Origin of the sequence: Streptomyces fragilis (assembly GCF_003112515.1) — a bacterium.
Lineage (GTDB): Bacteria > Actinomycetota > Actinomycetes > Streptomycetales > Streptomycetaceae > Streptomyces > Streptomyces fragilis.
Genome location: NZ_BEVZ01000002.1, coordinates 636,018 through 655,847 on the forward strand (window position 1 = coordinate 636,018; position 19,830 = coordinate 655,847).

A 19,830-nucleotide genomic window follows, 5' to 3' on the forward strand; every position below is an offset into this window, starting at 1 on the left:
AGTACCGCTGCGGGCCTAGTCCCAGCCGGTGGTGTCCTTGCCGGAGGCGGTGCCGTCGGTCGTGCCCGCGCCGGTCGCCCCTTCGTCGGTCGTGCCGTCGCTCGCCCGGACGACGGTGGCGGTGGAGCCCGCGTCGTGCGCCACGGCGACGGCCGCGCCGGTGGCGGGGAGCGCGACGAGGGCGAGCGTCACACCGAGGCGGCGGACCGTGCGGACGAGGGACTGCGACATGAAATCTCCCGATTGCTCGAGGCGGGGTGGCGGTGGCCCTTCGGCGTGCGGCCCGCGGTCACCTGCTGACACCGACAAGCTTCGCCGCGCCGGACGAGGTCCACTAGGCATCCGGGGTGGCCGTATCCGTCCTTCGCCTATTCCGTCCAGACTCCGGCGCCGGCCGCAGCATCCGGTCGAAGGCCTCGGGCACCAGGGCGGTGGAGCAGCTGACGATCGCGGCCCGGCGCAGGGTGGGTTCGGCGCTCAGCGCGCGGCGCGCGACGGTGTTCGCGGTGTCCTCGCCGGTGACGACGGAGGCGGCGCTCATCCAGAAGCCCACCGTGAGGTCGCCGTCCCCCTCGAGGTGGATGCTGATGTGCTCGACGCCCTCCCCGAGGAGCGCGCGGGAGTGGAAGACCTGCTTCAGCCACTCGCGGTCGTCCACGGGCCCGTCGAGCCGGATCCGCACATGTACCAGATTCACCTCGGTCACACTTCCGCACTTCACAGGTGGACGACAGGGACATTCCTGGACCATTTATGCAGGGGCCGGAAGCGGCCACCTGGCGTCCTTGATCAAATTTCTGCCAAGGTGACCTGATCACCTGTGTCCGGAGTCCCGATCGGGTAAGACTGGAACGAAGACGCATGTCTTTTGTCGCGGGGGAGGCGACCGTTGCTCGAAGTCCTGGGTCTGGACGAGGTCTGCGAAACCGTGTACCGGACGATCCTGGCGCACCCGGAGAGCGAGTTCACCGACCTGCGGGAGAAGGTGGGGCTCCCCGAGGAGCGGCTGCGTCAGGCGCTGGACCAGCTCAGCGAACTGGCGCTCGTGCGCCCCGCCGCCGACCGGCCCGCCGGCTTCCGCGCGGTGAACCCCGAGCTCGGCATCCAGGCGGTCATCGCCCGCCGGCAGGAACGGGTGACCGCGGAGCAGCGCCGCATCGAACAACTGCGCGACGCGGCGGCCCAGTTGTCGGCCGAGTTCGCCACCTCCCGGCTCAGCAGGCAGACCGAGGGCGTCGAACGCCTGGAGGGCATCGAGGAGATACGGGAACGGATCGCGGTGCTGGTCCGCGACGTCGCGTCCGAAGTCATGACCTTCGCGCCCGGCGGTGGGCAGAGCGAGGCGAGCATGGCCACCGCCAAGCCCCAGGACCAGGCCCTGCTGGAGCGCGGGGTGGTCATGCGGACGCTGTACCTCGACAGCGTCCGCAACAGCCCTCCGACGGTGGCGTACGCCAAGTGGCTGGCGGAACTGGACAGTCAGGTCCGCACCACCCCCTCGCTGCCCGTCCGGCTGATGATCCTGGACCGCCGGACCGCCATCGTCCCGGTCGACGAGGGCGACAGCTCCGCCGGCGCCCTGGTGCTGAGCGGCAGCGGCACCGTCACCGCCCTGTGCGCCCTCTTCGAGAGCATCTGGGACAGCGCCGTCCCCCTCGGCGACACCACGAGCCGGGAGCGGGACGAGCGCGGACTCAGCGCCCAGGAGGCCGAGACGCTGCGCCTGCTCGGCCAGGGACTGACGGACGAGGCGGTCGCCAAACGGCTCGGCGTCTCTCCCCGCACCGCCCGCCGCATCGCGGCCGACCTGCTGGAGAAGCTCGACGCCCGCAGCCGCTTCCAGGCGGGGGCGAAGGCCGTGGCCAAGGGCTGGCTGACCGCCGGGGAGTGAACCCGGCCCGTCGTGCGCGGCCGTTGGACGGCTTATGACATTGCAGGATTAGGACGTCCGGAGAGGGCTGACAACGGCCCGGGCCCAGGGAAAAGTGCTGATCACCGCTGTGGCAGGGAGAGCGCCGACTGCTCTCCCTCCCGCTCCGCACCGCCTGCCCTTGAGGAGTCGTCCGTGCTCCACGCACGATCCGCCACCGCAGCCGACGTGTCCGATCGTCCGTCCAGCGCGCTCCGGGCCACTGCCCAGCGGTAGTTCTGCGTCGCCGCACACCTCGGGTGATCCCCGAGGCGATCCGCCGAGGAGCTGACAGAAGTGACCATCGACAACCAATCCCCCGCCGATCCGCCCCCCACCGGACTGCCCCGCGCCTTCGGGCGCAGCTTCGCCCGCGGACACCACCAGGACGGCCCGCTCGGCCGGCTGCTCGACCTGCCCGCGGCGGCGTCGGTGATCGAGATCCGCGGTGAGCGCTGGTCGGGCAAGAGCACCCTCCTGGCCGACCTCTGCCGGCAGGCGGCCGACGGAGGCTGGACCGTCGCCGCCGGCAGCGGAGCGGCCCCGTCCCTCCACGGAGTGCCCTTCGGGCTCTTCGTCGACGCCCTCGACGACGTGCTCACCGCGTCGGACGACTCCGACGAGGCCGGCGGATGGCCCGAGGAGCGCAGCACGCTGCTCTCCGGCGTGTTCCCCACGCCGGAGCAGCCGCTGCCCCAGGGCCTGTCCGGTGATCCGGTCGGCCGGTACCGCACGTTCCGGGCCACCCGGCAGCTGCTCGGGTCGCTGGGATCGTCCGGCGGCCTGCTGCTCGTCCTCGACGACGTGCACCGGGCGGACGAGGCGTCGGTGGAGCTGCTGTCGTACCTGCTGGTGAACCCGCCCGCCGGATCCGTCGTCATCGCGCTCGCGCACCGTCCGCGCCAGGCCGACCACACCCTGCAGAGCCTGCTGAACCAGGCGGTCGCCGACGGCCGGGCGCACCGGCTCGGCCCGCCGCGCCTCACGGAGGAGGCGGCGCTCGCCCTGCTGCCGGAGGACATCAGCCGCGTCCAGTGCGAGCTGATGCTCGCCGAGTCCGGGCACAACCCGGGCCTGCTCAAGGCGTTCGCCGCCACCCGGACGGTGCACGGCGGGGACCGGGCCCCCGTCCCGCTGCCGCTCGACGTGCTCACCGACTGCCTGCGGGACTTCCGGACGCTGTCGCCCCTCGGGCGGCTGGTCGTCCAGGCGGCCTCGGTGCTCGGGGACACCGTCGACCCGGACGTGCTCAAGGACGTCGCGCAGATCGACGACGAGCAACTGCGCACGGCGATCGACGAACTGATACGCGAGGACCTGCTGCACACCGGCCGTCTCTCCCGCCGGCTGCGGTTCAGCAGCCCCTTGCTGCGCGCGGCCGCCTACCAGTCGGCGGGACCCGGATGGCGGCTGGGAGCCCACGACCGGGCGGGCCGGCGGCTCGCGCGGCGCGACAGCGGGCCCGTCGAACAGGCCCGGCACCTGGGGCACAGCGCCGTCATGGGTGACGACGACGGAGTGGACGTGCTGCGGGCCGCGGCGGCCGAGATCCTGTGGGCCGACCCCGGTCAGGCCGCGACCTGGGCCCGCACCGCTCTGGACCTGTGCGGGCGCACCCGCGACACGGGGCGCGAACGCCTCCTGCTCGCCGCGGCGCTCATCGCGTGCGGGCGGCTGCGCGACGGGCTCGCGATGCTGGAGTCGCTGCCGCAGGCCCTCACCGCGACCTGCGCGGCACGGACCGAGACGGCGGTGCTGGAGCACACGGCGCTGAGGTTCCTCGGCGGCCACGAGGAGGCGGGCGACCGGCTCGAGGCGGCGCTGGAGGCGGCCGGCGACGGGTGCGCGGAGCACCGTGCCCTGCTGCTGGGCACCGCGCTGGCCGGGGCCCTGTGGACGGGACGGACGTGGCCGGACAGCAGGACCGCCGCCCTGCTCGACGCGGCCGGCGCGCTGCCGGACACCGCCCGGGGACGGGTGTGCGCCCTGGCGGCGGCCGCCGCCGTGAGGGCGGGAGCCGTCGAGCGGGCCCGCACGCTCGCGGCCGAGGCCGCCGCCCTGCTCGACGAGGCCACCGACGACGAGGCCGCCCGGCACCTGGACGGCCTCCTGCACCTGGCCCGGACGGAAAGCCGGCTCGGCTCCCCGGAGGCCGCCCGGGCACACCGGGAGCGGGGGCTGCGCCTCGCGGAGAGCCGCCGGCTCGCCCTGTTCGTGGCCCAGTTCGCGATGGACGTCGCCGTGGCGCAGGAACGGCGGGGGGAGCGGCGCGACGCCGCCCGGCACGCCGCGGCCGCCGCCTGGGCCGCCGCCACGACCGACAGCGCGCCGCTCCTGGAGGACGCCCGCGCCCTGTGCGAACGCCTCGGTCCGGCCGGTGACCGCGGCCCGCTGCGCGCCCTGCCCACGGGCCCCGCCGGTGGCACGCAGGAGCGGAAGGCGGAGGCTGCGGCGCCCGTGGCGGCCGGCCCGCCGCGCAGCGAACTCGGCTCGCTCAGCAAGCGCGAGCTGGAGATCGCCGTACTGGTCAGCAGCGGCCGCACCAACCAGCAGATCGCCCGGGCCCTCGCCGTCAGCCACAAGACGGTCGAGACGCACCTCGGCCGCATCTTCAAGAAGCTGATCGTCTCCTCGCGGGCGGAGGTGGCCGCCATGGTCGGCCGCTCCAGCGGAGCCCGTCAGCGCTTCTCCGCCGACCGGCTCCACGGCCCCGCGCTCCAGGCGGGCTGAGAGCCACGCCCCCGCACCCCGGACGGCAGGACCGCCGCGGCCCCGCTCACAGGGCCGCGGCGGCGGCCGTCCGGGCGGCGGCCGGGCGGGTCGCGCAGGCGGTGACGAACCGGGCGAACAGGGAGTCGTCGCCGGACACCTCGGGATGCCACTGGACGCCCACGACGAACCGCCGCGAGGGGTCCTCGACGGCCTCGGCCAGACCGTCCTCGCTGCGACCGGTGACCCGCAGGGCGCCGGGGTCGTCGATCCCCTGGTGGTGGTGCGAGTTGACGCGCGCGCGAGGACCGTACACCTCGGCCACCACGCTGCCGGCGGCGAAGGACACCGGATGCTCGCCGAACACCCCCTCGGCGGGGCAGTGCCCGGTGTGCCCGAGCACGTCGGGCAGGTGCTGGTGCAGGCTGCCGCCGTACTCCAGGGCCAGCAGCTGCAGCCCGCGGCAGACGCCGAGGACGGGCAGGCCCCGTTCCAGGGCGCCGCGCAGCAGGAGCATCTCGGCGGCGTCCCGCAGGGGCTGGGCGCGGTCCGTCTCCGGGTGGCGGGCCTGGCCGAGGAGCACCGGGTCGATGTCCACGCCGCCGGGCAGCAGCAGCCCGTCGACCCGGTCCAGCACGTCGGCGTCCAGGTCGTCCGGCGGCAGGACGACCGCGCGGCCCCCGTTCGCGGTGACGCCCCGCACGTAACTCTCGTGGATGACCGCGGCCCGCGCGTCCCAGATGTTCCAGCGCGCCTGCTCCAGGTAGGAGGCGATCGCGACGACGGGGCGGCTCACGAGGCCACGGCCTGGGCGTGACGCGAGGTGGCGGGCGTCGTGCGCAGGGCGTCCGCGCACAGGGCGAGCGCCGTCTCCAGCAGGGGAGAGGTGCTGTCGACGGTCGCGCCGAAGCGGCTGCGCAGGCGCAGCGCGGCGACCCGGTCGGCGAGCTCCCGCGACGGCTCGGTGTCGTGGACGGCCGCGGCGAAGACGTCGGCGAGCTCGACCAGGTCGTCGCCGGCCAGCCCCTGATAGGTGGGCTCGTTCAGGCCGATGCGCACACCCTGCCCCGCGAAGCCGGGGAGACCCGCCATGAAGTTGACCCGCAGGCCCGCGGCGAAGAGGCGGTCGCTGGCAATCTTCGGGGCGACGCCGTCCGCCTCGGTGTCCAGCCACAGCTGGTGCCCGGCCGAGTAGCCGCGGTCCTTCGCCGCCACCGTGATCCCGCGTTCGTCCAGGAGCCGCCCGAAACGCCGGGTGTGGGCGACGATCGCCCGCGCGTACGCGGGCCCGCCGCAGTCGCGGAACTCCAGCAGCGCGATGCCCAGGCCGATCGTCGAGGCGAAGTGGTGGCTGCTGATCAGGTAGTCCTGCGTCTCCCGCACCCGCTGGTCGATCGCGGCGTCACGGGTCAGCACCACGGCCTTCTGCGGGCCGGGGAAGGTCTTGTGGGTCGAGCCGCTGAGACTGTCCGCGCCCTCGTCCAGCGGGTTGCGGAAGGCGCCGCCGAGCACGAGCCCGAACCAGTGACTGGCGTCGACGTGCACCAGGGTGCCGGGGGACGACGCGCGGACGGTGGCCACCAGGGACGCCACGTCCACCGGGAAGAGACAGTGCGACTGGTCGACGTAGACCAGCGTCGGACGGACCCGCGCCAGCAGGTCCGCCGCGTGCTCCAGGTCGAGTTCGTGGGGACCCGCCCCGCGCAGGAACTCCACCCGCAGGCCCAGCCGGCGCGCGAGGCTCGCGGTGGCGAAGTGGCCGCCGTTCTCCGGGGCGATGGTCACGACGGTCGAGCCGGGGCCGCCGCCCAGCGCGGCGAGCACCAGCGCCATCGCGTTGAGCCCGCTCAGCGGCCGGACCGAGACGTGCTCGGCGCGCCCCAGCTCCCGCAGCAGCGGCACGGTGAGGTTCATCTCCAGGTCGCGCAGGCGCTGCCCGCCGCGGAAGTGCCAGCGGTCCGGGTGGTCCGACTCGTTGAAGAAGTACCGGTGGTACGGGTCGAGCAGCAGCGGGAGCTTGGAGATCCCCGACATGGCGTTCTCGGACGGCACCATGCTCAGGCCGCGGCGGGCCTCGCTCTCGTTCTCCGCGAGGAGCCGTACGACATCGTCCAGCGTCACGGGGGTGTTCATGAGGGGTGACTCCTGTCTGAGGGGGTTCACGCGGATCCACGGGCCGTGGCGCGCATCCGGGCGCCGGCCACCATCACCTGGCCGAGGGCGATGCCGCCGTCGTTGGTGGGCACCAGCCGGTGCGACCGGGCGTCGAAGCCCGCACGACGGAGTTCCACGAGGCAGTTGACGAGCAGGAACTCGTTGAGGAAGACGCCCCCGGAGAGGGCGACCTGGGTCACGCCGTGCCGGGCGCGCAGGTCCTCGCAGCGCTCGACGACCATGGCCACCACCGCGGAGTGGAAGCGGCGGCTGACCGTCGCCGTGTCGACGCCCAGGGCCAGGTCGGCGGCGATCTCCCGGATCACGGGATCCGGGTCGACGACCGTGGGCAGGCCCTCGCCGGCGGGCTCCTCGGCGCCGAAGCGGTACGGGCGGTCGGCGGGCGTCATGTCCCGCCCCAGCAGGCCCTCCAGCTCGATCGGCCCCTGGGCCTCGTACTCGGCGTGGGAACAGACGCCCAGCAGCGCCGCGACGCCGTCGAAGAGGCGGCCCATGCTGGAGACCGGCGGGGCGTTGAGGCCGCGCCGCACCATGGTGGTGTACACGTGGCGCTCCTGGTCGCCGAGGGCGCGCAGCGCGGGGAAGGACTCCTGGGCGGCCTCGGGGGAGCCGAGCGCGGTCAGGGCGAGCGCGAAGCCGGTGCGGACGGGCTGGTGCACCGCCATGTCGCCGCCGATCAGCGGGATCGGGCGCAGGTGCGCGACCCGCTCGGTCTCCTCGAAGCCGCCGAGCAGGAACTCGCCGCCCCAGATGGTGCCGTCCAGGCCGTAGCCCGCGCCGTCGAAGACCACGCCGAGCGTGGTCCCGGTCATCCGGTTCTCCGCCATGCACGACGCCATGTGCGCGTGGTGGTGCTGGACCTCGACGACGGCCCCCGGGCGCTCGTCCCCCGCCAGGACGTGGGAGCGGAACGAGGGGTGCATGTCGACGGCGACGTGCCGGGGATCGAGTTCGTACAGCTCCGACAGGTGCGCGGCGGTCTGCTTGTGGGAGGCGAAGGTCTCGTCGTTCTTCAGGTCGCCGATGTGCTGGCTGACGTAGACCTTCGAGCCGGTGCCGAGGGCCACCGTGGTCTTGAGCTCGGCCCCGTAGGCGAGGACCGGCTCGGGCACCTCGTCGACCTCGACGGGGTACGGGGCGTAGCCACGCGAGCGGCGCACGAAGGTGACCAGCGGCTCCGCCAGCCGCGGATGCTCCGAGCAGCGCACCACGGAGTCGTCGACGCGGACGTGGATGTCCCGGTCGTGGTGCAGGACGAGGTCCGCGACCTCGAACAGCTGGCCGAGTGCGTCCTCGTTGCGGTGGGCGATGGGATAGCCGGACACGTTGCCGCTGGTCATCACCAGGACGTCGAGGCCGGGACGGTCCAGCAGCAGGTGGTGCAGCGGAGCCGAGGGGAGCATGATGCCGAGGCTCGGATTGCGCGGGGCGATCTCCTCGGGAAGCGGGCAGTCCCGCCTCCTGCGCAGCAGCACGATCGGGCGTGCCGGGGACTCCAGCAGCTCCGCCTCGGCCGCGCCGCACTCGGCGACCGCGGCCGCGCCGGCCAGGTCGGCCACCATCAGCGCGAAGGGCTTGGAGTCACGCTTCTTGCGGGCACGCAGCCGGGCGACGGCCGCCGCGTTCCTGGCGTCGACCACCAGGTGGAAGCCGCCGACGCTCTTGACCGCGACGATCCGCCCGGCCGCCAGCGCCTCCGTCGTCCCGCCCAGCGCGTCCTCGCCGCCGGCGAGGGCCCCCGAGGGGCCGGACAGGGTCAGTCGCGGGCCGCACACCGGACAGGCGTTGGGCTGCGCGTGGTACCTGCGGTCGCCCGGGTCCTCGTACTCGCCGCGGCAGTCGCCGCACATGGTGAAGGACGCCATGGTCGTCTGCTCGCGGTCGTAGGGCAGGTCCTTGACGATGGAGTAACGAGGCCCGCAGTGCGTGCAGTTGGTGAAGGGATAGCGGTAGCGGCGGTCCGCGGGGTCGCGCACCTCCCGCAGGCAGTCGTCGCAGACGTGCGAGTCGGGCGCCACGATGGTGTCGGAGCGGCCGGTCCTGGCGCTCTGCCGGATCTCGAAACCCTCCGGCAGGCGGGCCGGGGCGGAGGCGCGGGCCTCCACCCGCACCTCCACGACCCGTGAGAGCAGCGGCGCGTCGTCGTGCAGCGCCGTGGTGAAGGCCGACAGCTGGGGGAGCGGGCCGTTGACCTCGGTGAGCACCCCCTGGGTGTCGTTCAGCACCCAGCCGGTCAGCCCCAGGGACTTCGCCAGGGTGTAGACGAAGGGACGGTAACCCACCCCCTGCACCACACCGCACACCCGGACGAGCCACTGTTCGGCGGGCGGGGCTTCGGCGGGCGGGGCGGGAGCCGGCCCGTCCGCGGGGCCGTCACTCGTGATGGTGATCCGCTGCACGATGCGCTCCGATCAGCAGAGACGCGGAAGTTCCGCGCCCTGCAGCTCTTCGATCTCGCTGACCTTGCCGTCCTTGCCGACCATCTCGACCGCCTTCGCGGGCCGGTCGGTGACCTCGCCGATCACCACGGCCTTTCGGCCGTACGGATGGGCGTGCAGGGTCTTCAGGACGGCGTCCACCGCGCCCGGCTCGACGAAGAGGGCGAGACAGCCCTCGTTCGCCGCGTTGATCGGGTTGATGCCGAGCATGTCCGAGGCCATGCGCGTCTCGAAGTCGATGGGCAGGGCCTCCTCCTCCACGCGCACCGCACGGCCGAGGGCGGCGGAGTACTCGTGCAGGACCGCGGAGAGCCCGCCGCGCGTGACGTCGCGCATGGAGTGCACGGCGTCGTCGGGCACCGCCTTGTCGACGGACTCGATCAGGCCGTTGAGCGGCGCGCAGTCGCTGAGCACGTTCTTCTCGAAGCCCAGGCCCTCGCGCACGGACAGGAGATGGACGGTGTGGTTGCCGATCGGCCCGCTCAGGACGATCTTGTCACCGGGGCGGACGTCGGTCATCCGCTTCGGCGGGCGGTGGAAGACGCCGATGCCGGTGGTGTTGAGGAAGATGCCGTCCGCCTCACCGGGGCCGACGACCTTCGTGTCGCCGGCCACGATCTTCACCCCTGCCTCGAGCGCGGTCTCCCGCAGCGAGACGAGCGCCCGGTGGAGCAGGCGGATCGGGAAGCCGGTCTCCAGGATCATCGCGAGCGTGAGGTACCGCGGTTCGGCGCCGACCACGGCGAGGTCGTTGACCGTGCCGCAGACGGCGATCTTGCCGATGTCGCCGTTGCCGAAGAAGGGCGGGTCGACGACGAAGGAGTCGGTGGTCATCGCGATGTTGCCGGCCGGAACCGGCAGCATCGCGCTGTCCTCCATCTCGCCGACATAGACGTCGCCCAGCACGCCCACCATGAACTCGACGAGTTCCCGGCTCAGCCGGGCGCCGGTGCCGTGGTCAAGGACGATCTGCTGGTCCAGAAAAGATTCCGTGGCCGTCTGCAACGGTGCTCCCTGTCGGGTCGGGGTGGGATGGGACGGGCGAGGAGGAGCGGGCCGGGCCGGCCCGCTGCCGGGCGGAGCGGTCAGGGGGTGCGGAACACCTTGCGGGGCAGCTCGCCCGTCTCGTCGATCAGCCGGATGATCTCCGAGGACGGCTGGACCGTGGCGCAGTAGCCGTCCAGCCAGTCGAGGGCGCGGATCTTGTCGTGGTCGCGGGCGGAGACGACGCAGTCGCTCGGGACCCAGACGTTGTAGCCGCGGAAGAACGCGTCGGCGGCGGTGGTCTGGACGCAGATCTGGCCCTGCATGCCGGTCACGATGACCGTCTCGACGCCGAGGTCCTGCAGGCGCTCGTGCAGGTCGGTCTCGTAGAAGCCGCTGTCCTTGTTCTTCTCCACGAGGATGTCGGAGTCCTCCAGGAAGACCGGGAGGATCTCGGCGCCCTTCGTGCCCTTCTGCGCCGGGAGCCGGCCGCCCTCGTAGCGCTCGGCCACCGGGTCGTCCTCACGGTTGATCAGCTGCAGGTGGAAGACGTGGTGGCCGCGCTCGCGGATGTCCTTGAGGAAGCCGGAAAAGCTCGGGGTGGCCTCCGCCACCGCGTCGATCCGCTCCTGGTTCTTGTTGACGAGGTCGTACTGCAGGTCGTTGGTCAGTACCGCGATCTTGCTCATGCCTGGCTGCTCCTCGGCATCGGGGAAGTCGTGGCGAGCTGTCCGCCACTCGTCGTGATTAGAAGATCTCCGTGGGGCGGCGGAGCCGGTAGTCGGGGGATCCCCTGACCGGCTCCTCCCGGTCGCGGCCGGCGGCGTCCTCAGCCGAGGACGCGGTGCCCGCCGTGCCGCGTCATCTCGTCCAGCACCGCGTGGTAGTCCTCGACGAACCGCAGGACGCGCCCGGGGGAGAACACGTCGGTGCTGTAGATCGCGAGGCTGCGCGCACCGTCCCCGTCGTGCCGCAGCCGCAGGCTCAGCGGCCGCGCGACGTACGGCATCGGGGGCATCACCCGCTCGACGGCCAGCTCGCCCAGCCGGTCCGCCACGGCGATGTCGTTCTCCGCGGTGAACTGCACGTGGAAGAGCCGGTCCAGCAGGCCGGGCTCGTCGAGGTGGGGCTCCAGCAGGTGCGCCGGCACGTCGTGGTGCATGAGGTCGCGGTTGCTCTCCTCGGCGACCGTGGCGACCAGCTCGGTGAACGTGGGGTTGCCGGACAGGTCGGTCCTGACGACCACGTCGTTGGAGAAGTCCGCGACGAGGTCCTGGACCTCGGTGCTGTCACGGTAGGAGACGGGCGCGCGCACGCAGATGTCCCGCTGTCCCGAGGCACGGGCCAGCGTCACCTGGAAGGCGGCGAGACCGAGGGTGTAGACGGTGGTGCGGGCCCGCCGCGCCATCGCCGTGAGCCCCCGGAACACCTCCTGCGGGACCGGCACGTCCAGCAGCGCGCCGTAGGGCGTCGGCTCGGCCGGCGCCGGCAGGTCCGTGGGCAGTTCGGCCGGCCGGGCGCCGCGCAGCCGCCGCGACCAGTAGGCCGTGACCTCGGCGGCGCGCGGACCCTCGACCAGGGCGCGATGCGCCGCGGCGAAGTCCCCGTGGCGCAGGGGAGGCGGGGGCAGTTCCGGCCGCACGCCCGCCGCGCGTGCGAGGTAACAGGCGCCGAGGTCGCGGACCAGGACCTCCAGCGCGCGCCCGTCGGCGATGATGTGGTGCAGCATCAGGAATGCGATGTGCTCGTCCGGCGCGGTCCGCAGCAGCCGCAGGCGGGCCGGCGGCCCGGCCGACAGGTCGAAGGAGAGATCGACCTCCTCGCGGGTGAACTGCTCCAGTCCGCCCGGCGGAAGGTCGAGGACGGGCACGGACACCCGCAGCGACGAGGCGACGACCTGCGTGAGCTGCCCGTCCTCCAGGCGCAGGGAGCTGCGCAAATTGTCGTGGCGGGCCACCACGTCGTTCCACGCCTCCTCGAGCGCCGCGGTGTCCAGCCGGCCGGACAGCCGCAGGCCGCCGGCGATCAGGGGCGGGGTGGACCCGGGACCCCCGCGCAGGGACTGCCACATGCCTTCCTGCGCCACCGAGGCACGGAAACGCGTCTCCGTGCTGGTGGCGCTGGTGTTGGTGCTGTCGCTGCCGGTGCGGTCGCCGCTGTCGGCGGCGCCGGGCGCGGGCCCGGCCGCCGGGGGGCGGCCGCCCCCCGGCGCGACGGCACGGCGCGTCCGCAGCAGCGCCTCCTCCACCCGCCGCCTGGTCTCGAAGTCCGTCTGGGACAGTCGTGTTCCGGTCATCGGTCGCCTCCTGGGGTCAGGACCAGACGACCAGCTCCCCGGCGGGGGCGGCAGTCGGGGCTTTCCCCGGCGGGCGACGCGCGTCACTGGGCCGTGCGGGCGTCCGGCTCAGCCGTGCGGGCCGTCCGGGGCACCGCCGGACCGGCACGCGGGCGCCTCGGGGTGGAGCCGCCCCGCGATCAGCCACTCGACCACCATGTGCCGGGTGGTGGGGTTGCGGACGCGTCGCCGCGCGACCGCCCCGCACCGCACGCACACGTCCTGGTGACGGCCGTCGGCCACCATCTCGTGCGCGCTCATACCCGCACCCTCGACGCCGTCAGCCGGCCGACCCACTCGTCGGTCACGTTCTGGCAGAAGTCCGTGACGAAGTCCTCGAAGTGCGTGAGGGACCGCGCGTGGAAGAGCGTGGGCTGGTACCGGTCGTAGGTGTAGTCGACGGTCACCATCTCCCGGGCGTCCATCGGCCGTATCTCCACGCCCCTGAACTCGGCGAGCTCCCCGTACGAGGAGAGCAGGCTGGCCCCGAAGGCCATCATCTCGCCGTTCTCCTCGACGACTCCGTACTCCATCGAGAACCAGAAGAACCGCGAGACCGCGTTGACCGCCTCCTTGGTCCCCAGACGGCGCACGGTCCGCCCCACGAGCCGGTACAGCTCGGCGAACCGGGCGTCGGCCAGCGCCGTTCCGTGCCCGACGATCTCGTGGACCATGTCCGGCTCGGGGGAGAACAACGGCATGGAGGAGTGGCGGATGAACTGCGTCGCCTGGAACGTGCCGTCCGCCAGCGTCCCGTAGAAGTCCTCCACGGGCACGATCCCCGCCGCCGGGGCGAAGCCGAAGCCGGTCAGCTCGCCGAGCCGCCGGGAGACGTCCCGCAGCTGCGGCGCGTGGTCGTAGGGGAGTCCCAGCGCCTCGCCCGCCTCGTTCACCGCGGCGCACGCATAGGTCCGGTGACGGATGCCGAGTTCCTTGCGGATGACGCGCCAGCACGCGTGGTCGTCCGCGGCGTACTCGACCTCGGGAGCCGGATCCCCCGGGGTGTGCGCCAGCGCCGCCGCCAGGATGGCGTTCCTCCTGCGCCCGTAGTCGTGGTCGTCCGAGCCGGGATGGTCGCGGCCGAGGCACACCCTCGGCGTGCCGTCGTCGCCCGGCGCCGACGGTACGTCCCGTTGGCCTTCCTGGAACATGGAAACGCGCTCCTTCGCATGTGCGTGTCGTCGTGACGGGGCGCCCCCGGCGCCCCGGCGGCCCGTCAGGGGGTCGCCTCGGCCCGTGGGGCCCGGTCGACCAGGGCGCAGAACTCCGCGAGATCGGCGGCGCCCAGGACGTCGCGCAGCGACACCGTGACGCCGAACCGCCCGGTGATCCGCGTGATCATCCGGACGACGGTGAGGGAGTCCCCGCCCAGGTCGAAGTAGTTGTCGTGGCGGCCCACGCCGGGCAGGCCGAGGTTCTCCGCCCACAGGGCGGCAACGGTCCGCTCGGTCGCCGTGCGCGGCGGCGGCCCCGCGGGCGGGTGGGCCGGCCCGTCCGCCTCCGTGGTCAGGTAGGGGTCGGGCAGGGCCTCGCGGTCGAGCTTGCCGTGGTGGTTGAGCGGCAGCCGGGGCAGCTCGAGGATCAGCGACGGCCGCAGGTGGTCCGGCAGCCGCTCGGCCGCGTACGCCTTGAGGGCGTCCGGGAGGGAGGCCGCCCCGGGGTCCGCCGAGGCGTGCCGCTCCCCGGCGATCGCGGCCGCCACGTAGGCGACGAGGCGGGTGGCGCCGGTCCTGTCGGTACGCGCGACGACCGCGGCCTGCCCCACCCGCGGATGGCGGGCCAGCACGTCGGCGACCTCGCCCGGCTCCACGCGGAAGCCGCGGATCTTGACCTGGTCGTCCACGCGGCCGAGGAACTCCAGCCCGCCGTCCGGGAGCCGGCGCACCCGGTCGCCGGTCCGGTAGACCCGGCCGCGGCCCTCGAACGGGTCGTCCAGGAACCGCTCGGCCGTCAGGTCGGGACGGTTCCAGTACCCCCGTGCCACACCCGGGCCGCCCAGCCACAGTTCGCCGTCCGCCCCGTCCGGGACCCGGCGCCCCTCCGCGTCGACCACGTGGGCCAGCGTGTCGACGACCGGCCGGCCGATGCTCGGCACGTCGCCGGCGCTGCCCAGCGGCTGGGCGGTGGCGTACACGGTGGCCTCGGTGGGGCCGTACAGGTTCAGGAAGCGCGTGCCCGGCAGGGCGCGCAGCGCCTTCCACAGGACCGGCCCGGTGGCCTCGCCCGCCACGATCGCCAGGGCGGGACGGCTGCCCTCCCCCTCGAAGAGGCCCAGCTCCATCAGGACGGTCAACAGGGTCGGCGTGACGTCGATGACGTCGATGCGGTTCCTGCGGACGTAGTCGACGAGGGCCACCGCGTCGCGGCGCGTCTCGTCGTCCACGATCCACAGCGAGTCGCCGCGCAGCAGCCACAGCATCTGGTTCAGCGAGGCGTCGAAGCTGAACGCCGCCGTCAGGGCGGAGCGCGCGGGCCGCTCCCCGAGGAAGGGGAAGAGGTGCTGCTGGTGGCCCCGGGCGAGATGGGCCAGCGAACCTCGTTCGACCTGCACCCCCTTGGGCTTCCCGGTGGAGCCGGAGGTGTAGATGACGTAGGCGAGCGTGCCCGGGTCGCGGGGCGGCCCGGCCTCGGCGGGCAGGTCCGCCCCGGCCGCCCCGGGGGCGTCACCGTCCTCGTCCAGGAGCAGCGTGGGGTGCTGCGTCCGCAGACCGCCGGAGTCGGTCAGCACGACGTCGGGACGGCAGTCGTCGAGGATCGCCTCGATCCGTGCCGGCGGGTAGGAGGGGTCCAGCGGCACGTAGGCCCCCGCGGCCTTCCACACGGCGAGGATCGCCACCACCGGCCCGGCCCCCCGGCGCAGGCACAGGGCGACGCGTGACTCGCGGGTGACGCCGGCGGCCCTCAGACGGTCCGCGAGGGCGTTCGCCCGGGCGTCCAGCTGGGCGAAGGTGAGGTCGCCGTCGGCGGCCGACACCGCGAGACGGCCGGGGGCGGCACGGACCTGCCGCTCGAAGAGGGTGACGACGTCCTCGTACGGTGGTCCTGCCTCCGTCCGGCTCGTCGGAAGGGCCCGGGAGGGCGCGGCGCAGGCCGCGGAAGGGGCGGGCAGCAGGGACAAGCGACTCAGCTCCAAGTGGGGTGCTCCGGGGGCGCGGGGCCCTGGCCGGCGTGGTGGCGGACGGGCCTGCCGGGCCCGCGGACGGTCTCAGCGGGCCGCACGGGCGGGGTGCGTCTCCTCGGCGATCAGCTGGAGGAGGGCGTCCGTCCGGTCGGTCAGGTACATGTGGCCGCCGTCGATCTCGGCGAGCCGGAAGCGGCCCGTCGTGACGGAGCGCCAGGTTCCGGCGTCCTTCGCGGACACCCTGTCGTCCTCGCTGCCCCGCACGGCGAGCACCGGCAGGGACAGGGGCCGGGAGGTGGGGAAGGCATGGCTCTCGTGCATCGCCACGTCGGTCCGCAGCGGCGGCAGCACCAGCGGGTGCAACGCGGGGTCGGCGAGGGCGGGGTGGCTGTAGCCGGAGATCTCCTGGACCCGGGCCGCGAACTCGTCGTCGGGCAGCCCGGTGACCCGGCGCTCCCGGGCGGCGGCCTGATCGGCCGATCCGGGCCCGCCGGAGCCGCTGACGACCAGGGTGAGATCGAGGCCGGGCCTTCTGCGGGCCATCGCCCGCACTGCGCGGTGGGCGACGACCGCCCCGAAGCAGTGGCCGAGCACCACGACCCGCTCCGAGGTGGCGGAGGCCTCCAGCATCTCGGGAACGAGCACCTCCAGCAGGCCGTCCAGGTCGGTGCGCTCGGGCTCGGTGAAGCGCTTCCCCCGGCCCGGGAACTCCACCGGGACGACGAGCAGGCCGGGGTGACGGCCGACCCAGGGCCGGAAGAACGCGGCCCCGGCCCCGGCGGGCGGAAGACAGAACAGGGTGGTGCTCGGCATGGGTCTCCTCTTTCCTCGGGTCAGCGGGTCCCGGCCGGTTCCGTGCCGGCCACGGCACCCATCTGCACGTCCGCGCCGGCGGGTTCCTCGACCAGGCGCTGCAGCACCTTCCAGGCCACCTCGGCCACGGTGAAGTCCGCGTACAGGTCACGCATCGCCAGGTCGACGCCGAGGTCGTCGCGGATCCGGGAGGCGAGGCGCACGGCCGTCAGCGAATGACCGCCGAGATCGAAGAAGTTGTCACTCGCGCCGACGTCCTCCACCTCGAGGATCTCCTCCCACATCCGGGCGATCTCCGTCTCCAGCGGGGTGCGAGGGGCGATGTGCCCGGCGGCCCCGCCGGCCGGAGCCGCCTCCGGCAGCGGAAGGGCGGCCACGTCGAGGTCGCCCGCCGCGGTGCGGGGAAGGGCGTCCAGCGCGACGATCCCGGCCGGCACGCACGCCGCGGGCAGCTCCTCGGCCAGGGCGTCGAGCAGGGCCGGCGGGTCCAGCTGCTCACCGGGCGCGGCGACCACGTAGGCCACCGGCCGGAAGCCGCCCGAGGCCACGGGCCGTGGGAGCACGGCGCAGGCGGCGACGCCCGGCAGCGCGCCCAGGACGGTCTCCGCCTCCCGCGGATCGAGGCGCAGACCGTCGGCGAGCCACAGCCCGTCGGTGCGCCCCAGCAGCTCCAGCGTGCCGTCGGGCCGCCGGCGCGCCCGCTCACCCGTGCGCAGCAGCAGGGCGCCGGGCCGGGACGCGTGGGGGTCCGGGACGCGGCACGGGCCGGCCGGCCGGGAGCGGTCGGCGGGGGCGGGGCGGTCGCCGGAGCCGGAGCCGGGGCGGTCGTCGGAGCCGGGGCCGGGGCCGATCGGGGGACCGGCCACGCACAGCTCACCCGTCACGCCGAGGGGCACGGGCTCCAGATGCTCGTCCAGCACGTGGAGGTCGTGCCCCGGCAGCCGCCGCCACGACGTCGGGCCCGCGGCGGACCCGGCATCGCCCCACGCGACGGGGCCGGCCGTCTCGGGCAGGTCCAGCAGGCGCACCACCCGGGCCGGTCCGTCGCCGACGAGTTCGACGGCGCGCCGGACGGTCTCCGGGGCGTCGCCCACCACCACCCGGGTGGCCGTGGCGGGCGGGACCGGAAGGTCCGCGGGCGCCGTCCCGGCCAGGGACAGCACGGACGCCGTGGCAAACTCCTCGCCGGGAGCGCCGGGGAGCAGCAGCGTCGCGCCGCGGAGCAGGACCGGGAACATCTGCCGCAGCACGTGCTCGGAGCGCCGGGACCCGCACCACCACCGGTCCGAGGGGACCAGGGACAGGTGGGCGGCGACGTCCCGGGCGGCGGTCAGCACGGCGCCGTGGCCCAGGTCCGCGAGCGTGACCGCGCCGTCCCGGGACGGCGCCCAGGACCACAGCGCGACCTCCCCGGCCCCGTGTCCGGCTTCCCCGGCGCCGTGCGCACCGTGCCCGGCCTCCTCGGCGCCGTGCGCACCGTGCCCGGCTTCCCCGGCGCCGTGCGCACCGTACCCGGCCGCGTCACCGGAGGCGTCCGCGGGCCGCGGGCCGTCCTCGGTCAGCACCACGGGCGCCCCGGAGCGGGCCACCACCCGCCGGACCGTCTCGCCGGGCAGCGAGGGGTCCACGGCGAGCGGGGCGCCCCCGGCCTTCAGGACGGCCAGGGCCCCCACGACCAGGGCGCAGGAGGGCGCCATGACCAAGGCCACCGGGGTCCCGGCCCGCACCCCGGACCGCTCCAGCACGCGCGCCAGCTCACCGGCCCGCCGGTCCAGTCCGGCGTGGTCCAGCACGCCGTCGCCCGCCACCACGGCCGGCGCGTCCGGCGTCCGGAGCGCCCACTCGGCGACCGCCTCGGACACCCGCCCCTCCACCGGGTCGGCCCCGGGTGCGTTCCACGCGGTCAGCAGGGTGTCGCGCTCCTCCGCCGACAGCAGGGCCAGCTCCGAGACGGCGCGCTCGGGGCGGTCGGCGACGGCCTCGAGCACCGACACGAAGTGGGCGCCGATGCGCTCCGCGGTGCTCGCGTCGAACAGGTCGGCGCTGTACTGCAGGACCACGTGGTGGCCGGCGTCGCCCGGCCGCACGTCGAGGGCGAGATCGGCCTTGGCCGTGCCGGTGTCGATGTGCGTCATCTCGAACTCCAGGCCGGCCGACTCCCACCGCAGGGGCGCCTTGGCCTGCAGGACCAGCATCACCTGCGCGCCCGGCGGCCGTGCCGAGGCGCCCTGCCGGCGGATCAGGTCCGTCGCCTGCTCGAAGGGCAGCTCCTGGTGCCGGTAGGCGCCGAGGCAGACGTCCCGCACCCGGTCGAGCAGTTCGGAGAACGCCGGATCGCCGGACATGTCGGTGCGCAGCATCAGCGGATTGACGAAGTAGCCGATGAGGCCCTCGAGTTCGGGGCGGGTGCGGCCGGACATGGGGGAGGTCACGGTGATGTCGTGCTGCCCGCTGTAGCGCGCGAGCAGCACGTCGAACGCCGCCAGCAGCACCATGAACGGCGTCGCGTTCCGGCGGCGCGCCAACGCCTCCAGCCGGCGCACCAGCGGATCGGGGACCGTGAAGTGATGCGTGCCCCCACGGTCGGACAGGACGGCCGGGCGCGGCCGGTCGGTCGGCAGCTCGCAGGCCACCGCGCCCGCCAGCGCCCCGGACCAGTAGCCGGTGAGCTCCCGCAGCCTGTCCCCGCTCAGGTGCTCGCGTTGCCACACCGCGAAGTCCGCGTACTGGATGGGCAGTTCCGCGAACCGGGGTTCGGCTCCCGCCAGATGCGCCTGGTAGGCGGCCGTCAGCTCCTGGAAGAAGATGCCCGAGGAGGCGCCGTCGGTGACGATGTGGTGCATCACCAGCAGCGCCAGGTGGTCGCGCTCGCCCAGCCGCAGCAGCCGCAGCCGGACCAGCGGCCCCTCCCGCAGGTCGAACGGGGCCGCCAGCTCCTCCCGCGCGGTCTCCTCGAGGTCCTCGGGCGAGCAGTCGGTCACCGTCACCCGCAGCGGGGCCGTCGGCCCGATCACCTGGACGGGTTCGCCCTCGTCGAGGTCGAAGACGGTGCGGAGCACCTCGTGCCGCGCCACCACCGTGTTGAGGGCGCGCTCGAGCGCCCCGACGTCCAGCGGGCCCCGCAGCCGCACCGCGGCCGTCACGTTGTACGCCGCCTGACCCGGATCGATCCTGTTCTGCAACCAGAGGCTCTGCTGCGAGAACGAGGTGTCGACCACCAGGGTTTCCTCGGTCATCGTTGTGGATCCTCCTCGCTCGCGCCGGCCGCACCGGGCCGGTGCCCGTCCCGGCGTCCCAATGGCTCGTGCCTGTGACGGATGCTCCGCCAGGACGCCCCGCGCCCAGT

Annotated in this window: 15 protein-coding genes; 2 read left to right on the forward strand and 13 right to left on the reverse strand. The window is 74.1% G+C overall.

The window, feature by feature from the left end; all coding sequences use genetic code 11:
* Positions 1–15: 15 nt before the first annotated feature.
* Both Sfr03f_RS04845 and Sfr03f_RS04850 read right to left on the reverse strand, forming a co-directional pair.
* A complete protein-coding gene (locus Sfr03f_RS04845) occupies positions 16–231 on the reverse strand; it encodes a hypothetical protein (protein WP_108952439.1) in 216 nt (71 codons plus the stop codon).
* A 103-nt stretch (positions 232–334) separates the two neighbouring features.
* Complete coding sequence (locus Sfr03f_RS04850; protein WP_159105547.1) at positions 335–697, reverse strand: hypothetical protein; 363 nt, start codon at positions 695–697, stop codon at positions 335–337.
* Positions 698–889: 192 nt separating this feature from the next.
* On the opposite strand from Sfr03f_RS04850, the gene Sfr03f_RS04855 reads away from it, so the two are divergent.
* Positions 890–1,891: a helix-turn-helix transcriptional regulator gene (locus Sfr03f_RS04855; RefSeq protein ID WP_108952441.1), complete on the forward strand. Its 1,002-nt coding sequence runs from the start codon at positions 890–892 to the stop codon at positions 1,889–1,891.
* Between the two features lie 315 nt (positions 1,892–2,206).
* Positions 2,207–4,639: a LuxR C-terminal-related transcriptional regulator gene (locus Sfr03f_RS04860; protein WP_108952442.1), complete on the forward strand. Its 2,433-nt coding sequence runs from the start codon at positions 2,207–2,209 to the stop codon at positions 4,637–4,639.
* Between the two features lie 46 nt (positions 4,640–4,685).
* On the opposite strand, the gene Sfr03f_RS04865 is transcribed toward Sfr03f_RS04860, so the two are convergent.
* From Sfr03f_RS04865 to Sfr03f_RS04915, 11 genes are all read right to left on the reverse strand, one after another.
* Positions 4,686–5,414 carry a gamma-glutamyl-gamma-aminobutyrate hydrolase family protein gene (locus Sfr03f_RS04865; protein ID WP_108952443.1) on the reverse strand — a complete coding sequence of 243 codons (729 nt, stop codon included), beginning with the start codon at positions 5,412–5,414 and terminating at the stop codon, positions 4,686–4,688.
* Positions 5,411–6,751: a PLP-dependent aminotransferase family protein gene (locus Sfr03f_RS04870; protein WP_108952444.1), complete on the reverse strand. Its 1,341-nt coding sequence runs from the start codon at positions 6,749–6,751 to the stop codon at positions 5,411–5,413. The genes Sfr03f_RS04865 and Sfr03f_RS04870 overlap by 4 nt, the downstream gene beginning before the upstream one ends.
* A 26-nt stretch (positions 6,752–6,777) precedes the next feature.
* On the reverse strand, positions 6,778–9,192 hold the full coding sequence (gene hypF / locus Sfr03f_RS04875; protein ID WP_245967398.1) for a carbamoyltransferase HypF: 2,415 nt from the start codon (positions 9,190–9,192) through the stop codon (positions 6,778–6,780).
* 12 nt (positions 9,193–9,204) lie between these two features.
* Entirely contained in the window at positions 9,205–10,236 is a 1,032-nt protein-coding gene (gene hypE, locus Sfr03f_RS04880) for a hydrogenase expression/formation protein HypE (protein ID WP_245967399.1), read from the reverse strand.
* A gap of 80 nt (positions 10,237–10,316) precedes the next feature.
* Positions 10,317–10,904 carry a cysteine hydrolase family protein gene (locus tag Sfr03f_RS04885; protein WP_108952445.1) on the reverse strand — a complete coding sequence of 196 codons (588 nt, stop codon included), beginning with the start codon at positions 10,902–10,904 and terminating at the stop codon, positions 10,317–10,319.
* A 140-nt stretch (positions 10,905–11,044) separates the two neighbouring features.
* On the reverse strand, positions 11,045–12,511 hold the full coding sequence (locus tag Sfr03f_RS04890) for a condensation domain-containing protein (RefSeq protein ID WP_108952446.1): 1,467 nt from the start codon (positions 12,509–12,511) through the stop codon (positions 11,045–11,047).
* 108 nt (positions 12,512–12,619) lie between these two features.
* Positions 12,620–12,811, reverse strand: a complete 192-nt coding sequence (locus tag Sfr03f_RS04895) for a hypothetical protein (RefSeq protein WP_108952447.1) — start codon at positions 12,809–12,811, stop codon at positions 12,620–12,622.
* A complete protein-coding gene (locus Sfr03f_RS04900; protein ID WP_108952448.1) occupies positions 12,808–13,701 on the reverse strand; it encodes a phenylalanine 4-monooxygenase in 894 nt (297 codons plus the stop codon). Before Sfr03f_RS04900 ends, Sfr03f_RS04895 begins: the two co-directional genes overlap by 4 nt.
* Before the next feature lie 65 nt (positions 13,702–13,766).
* On the reverse strand, positions 13,767–15,683 hold the full coding sequence (locus Sfr03f_RS04905) for a non-ribosomal peptide synthetase (protein WP_108952449.1): 1,917 nt from the start codon (positions 15,681–15,683) through the stop codon (positions 13,767–13,769).
* 72 nt (positions 15,684–15,755) lie between these two features.
* On the reverse strand, positions 15,756–16,484 hold the full coding sequence (locus tag Sfr03f_RS04910; protein ID WP_108952450.1) for a thioesterase II family protein: 729 nt from the start codon (positions 16,482–16,484) through the stop codon (positions 15,756–15,758).
* Positions 16,485–16,504: 20 nt separating this feature from the next.
* Positions 16,505–19,720 (reverse strand): condensation domain-containing protein, encoded by a 3,216-nt coding sequence (locus Sfr03f_RS04915; protein WP_159105548.1) that lies wholly within the window; start codon positions 19,718–19,720, stop codon positions 16,505–16,507.
* Positions 19,721–19,830: the final 110 nt, after the last annotated feature.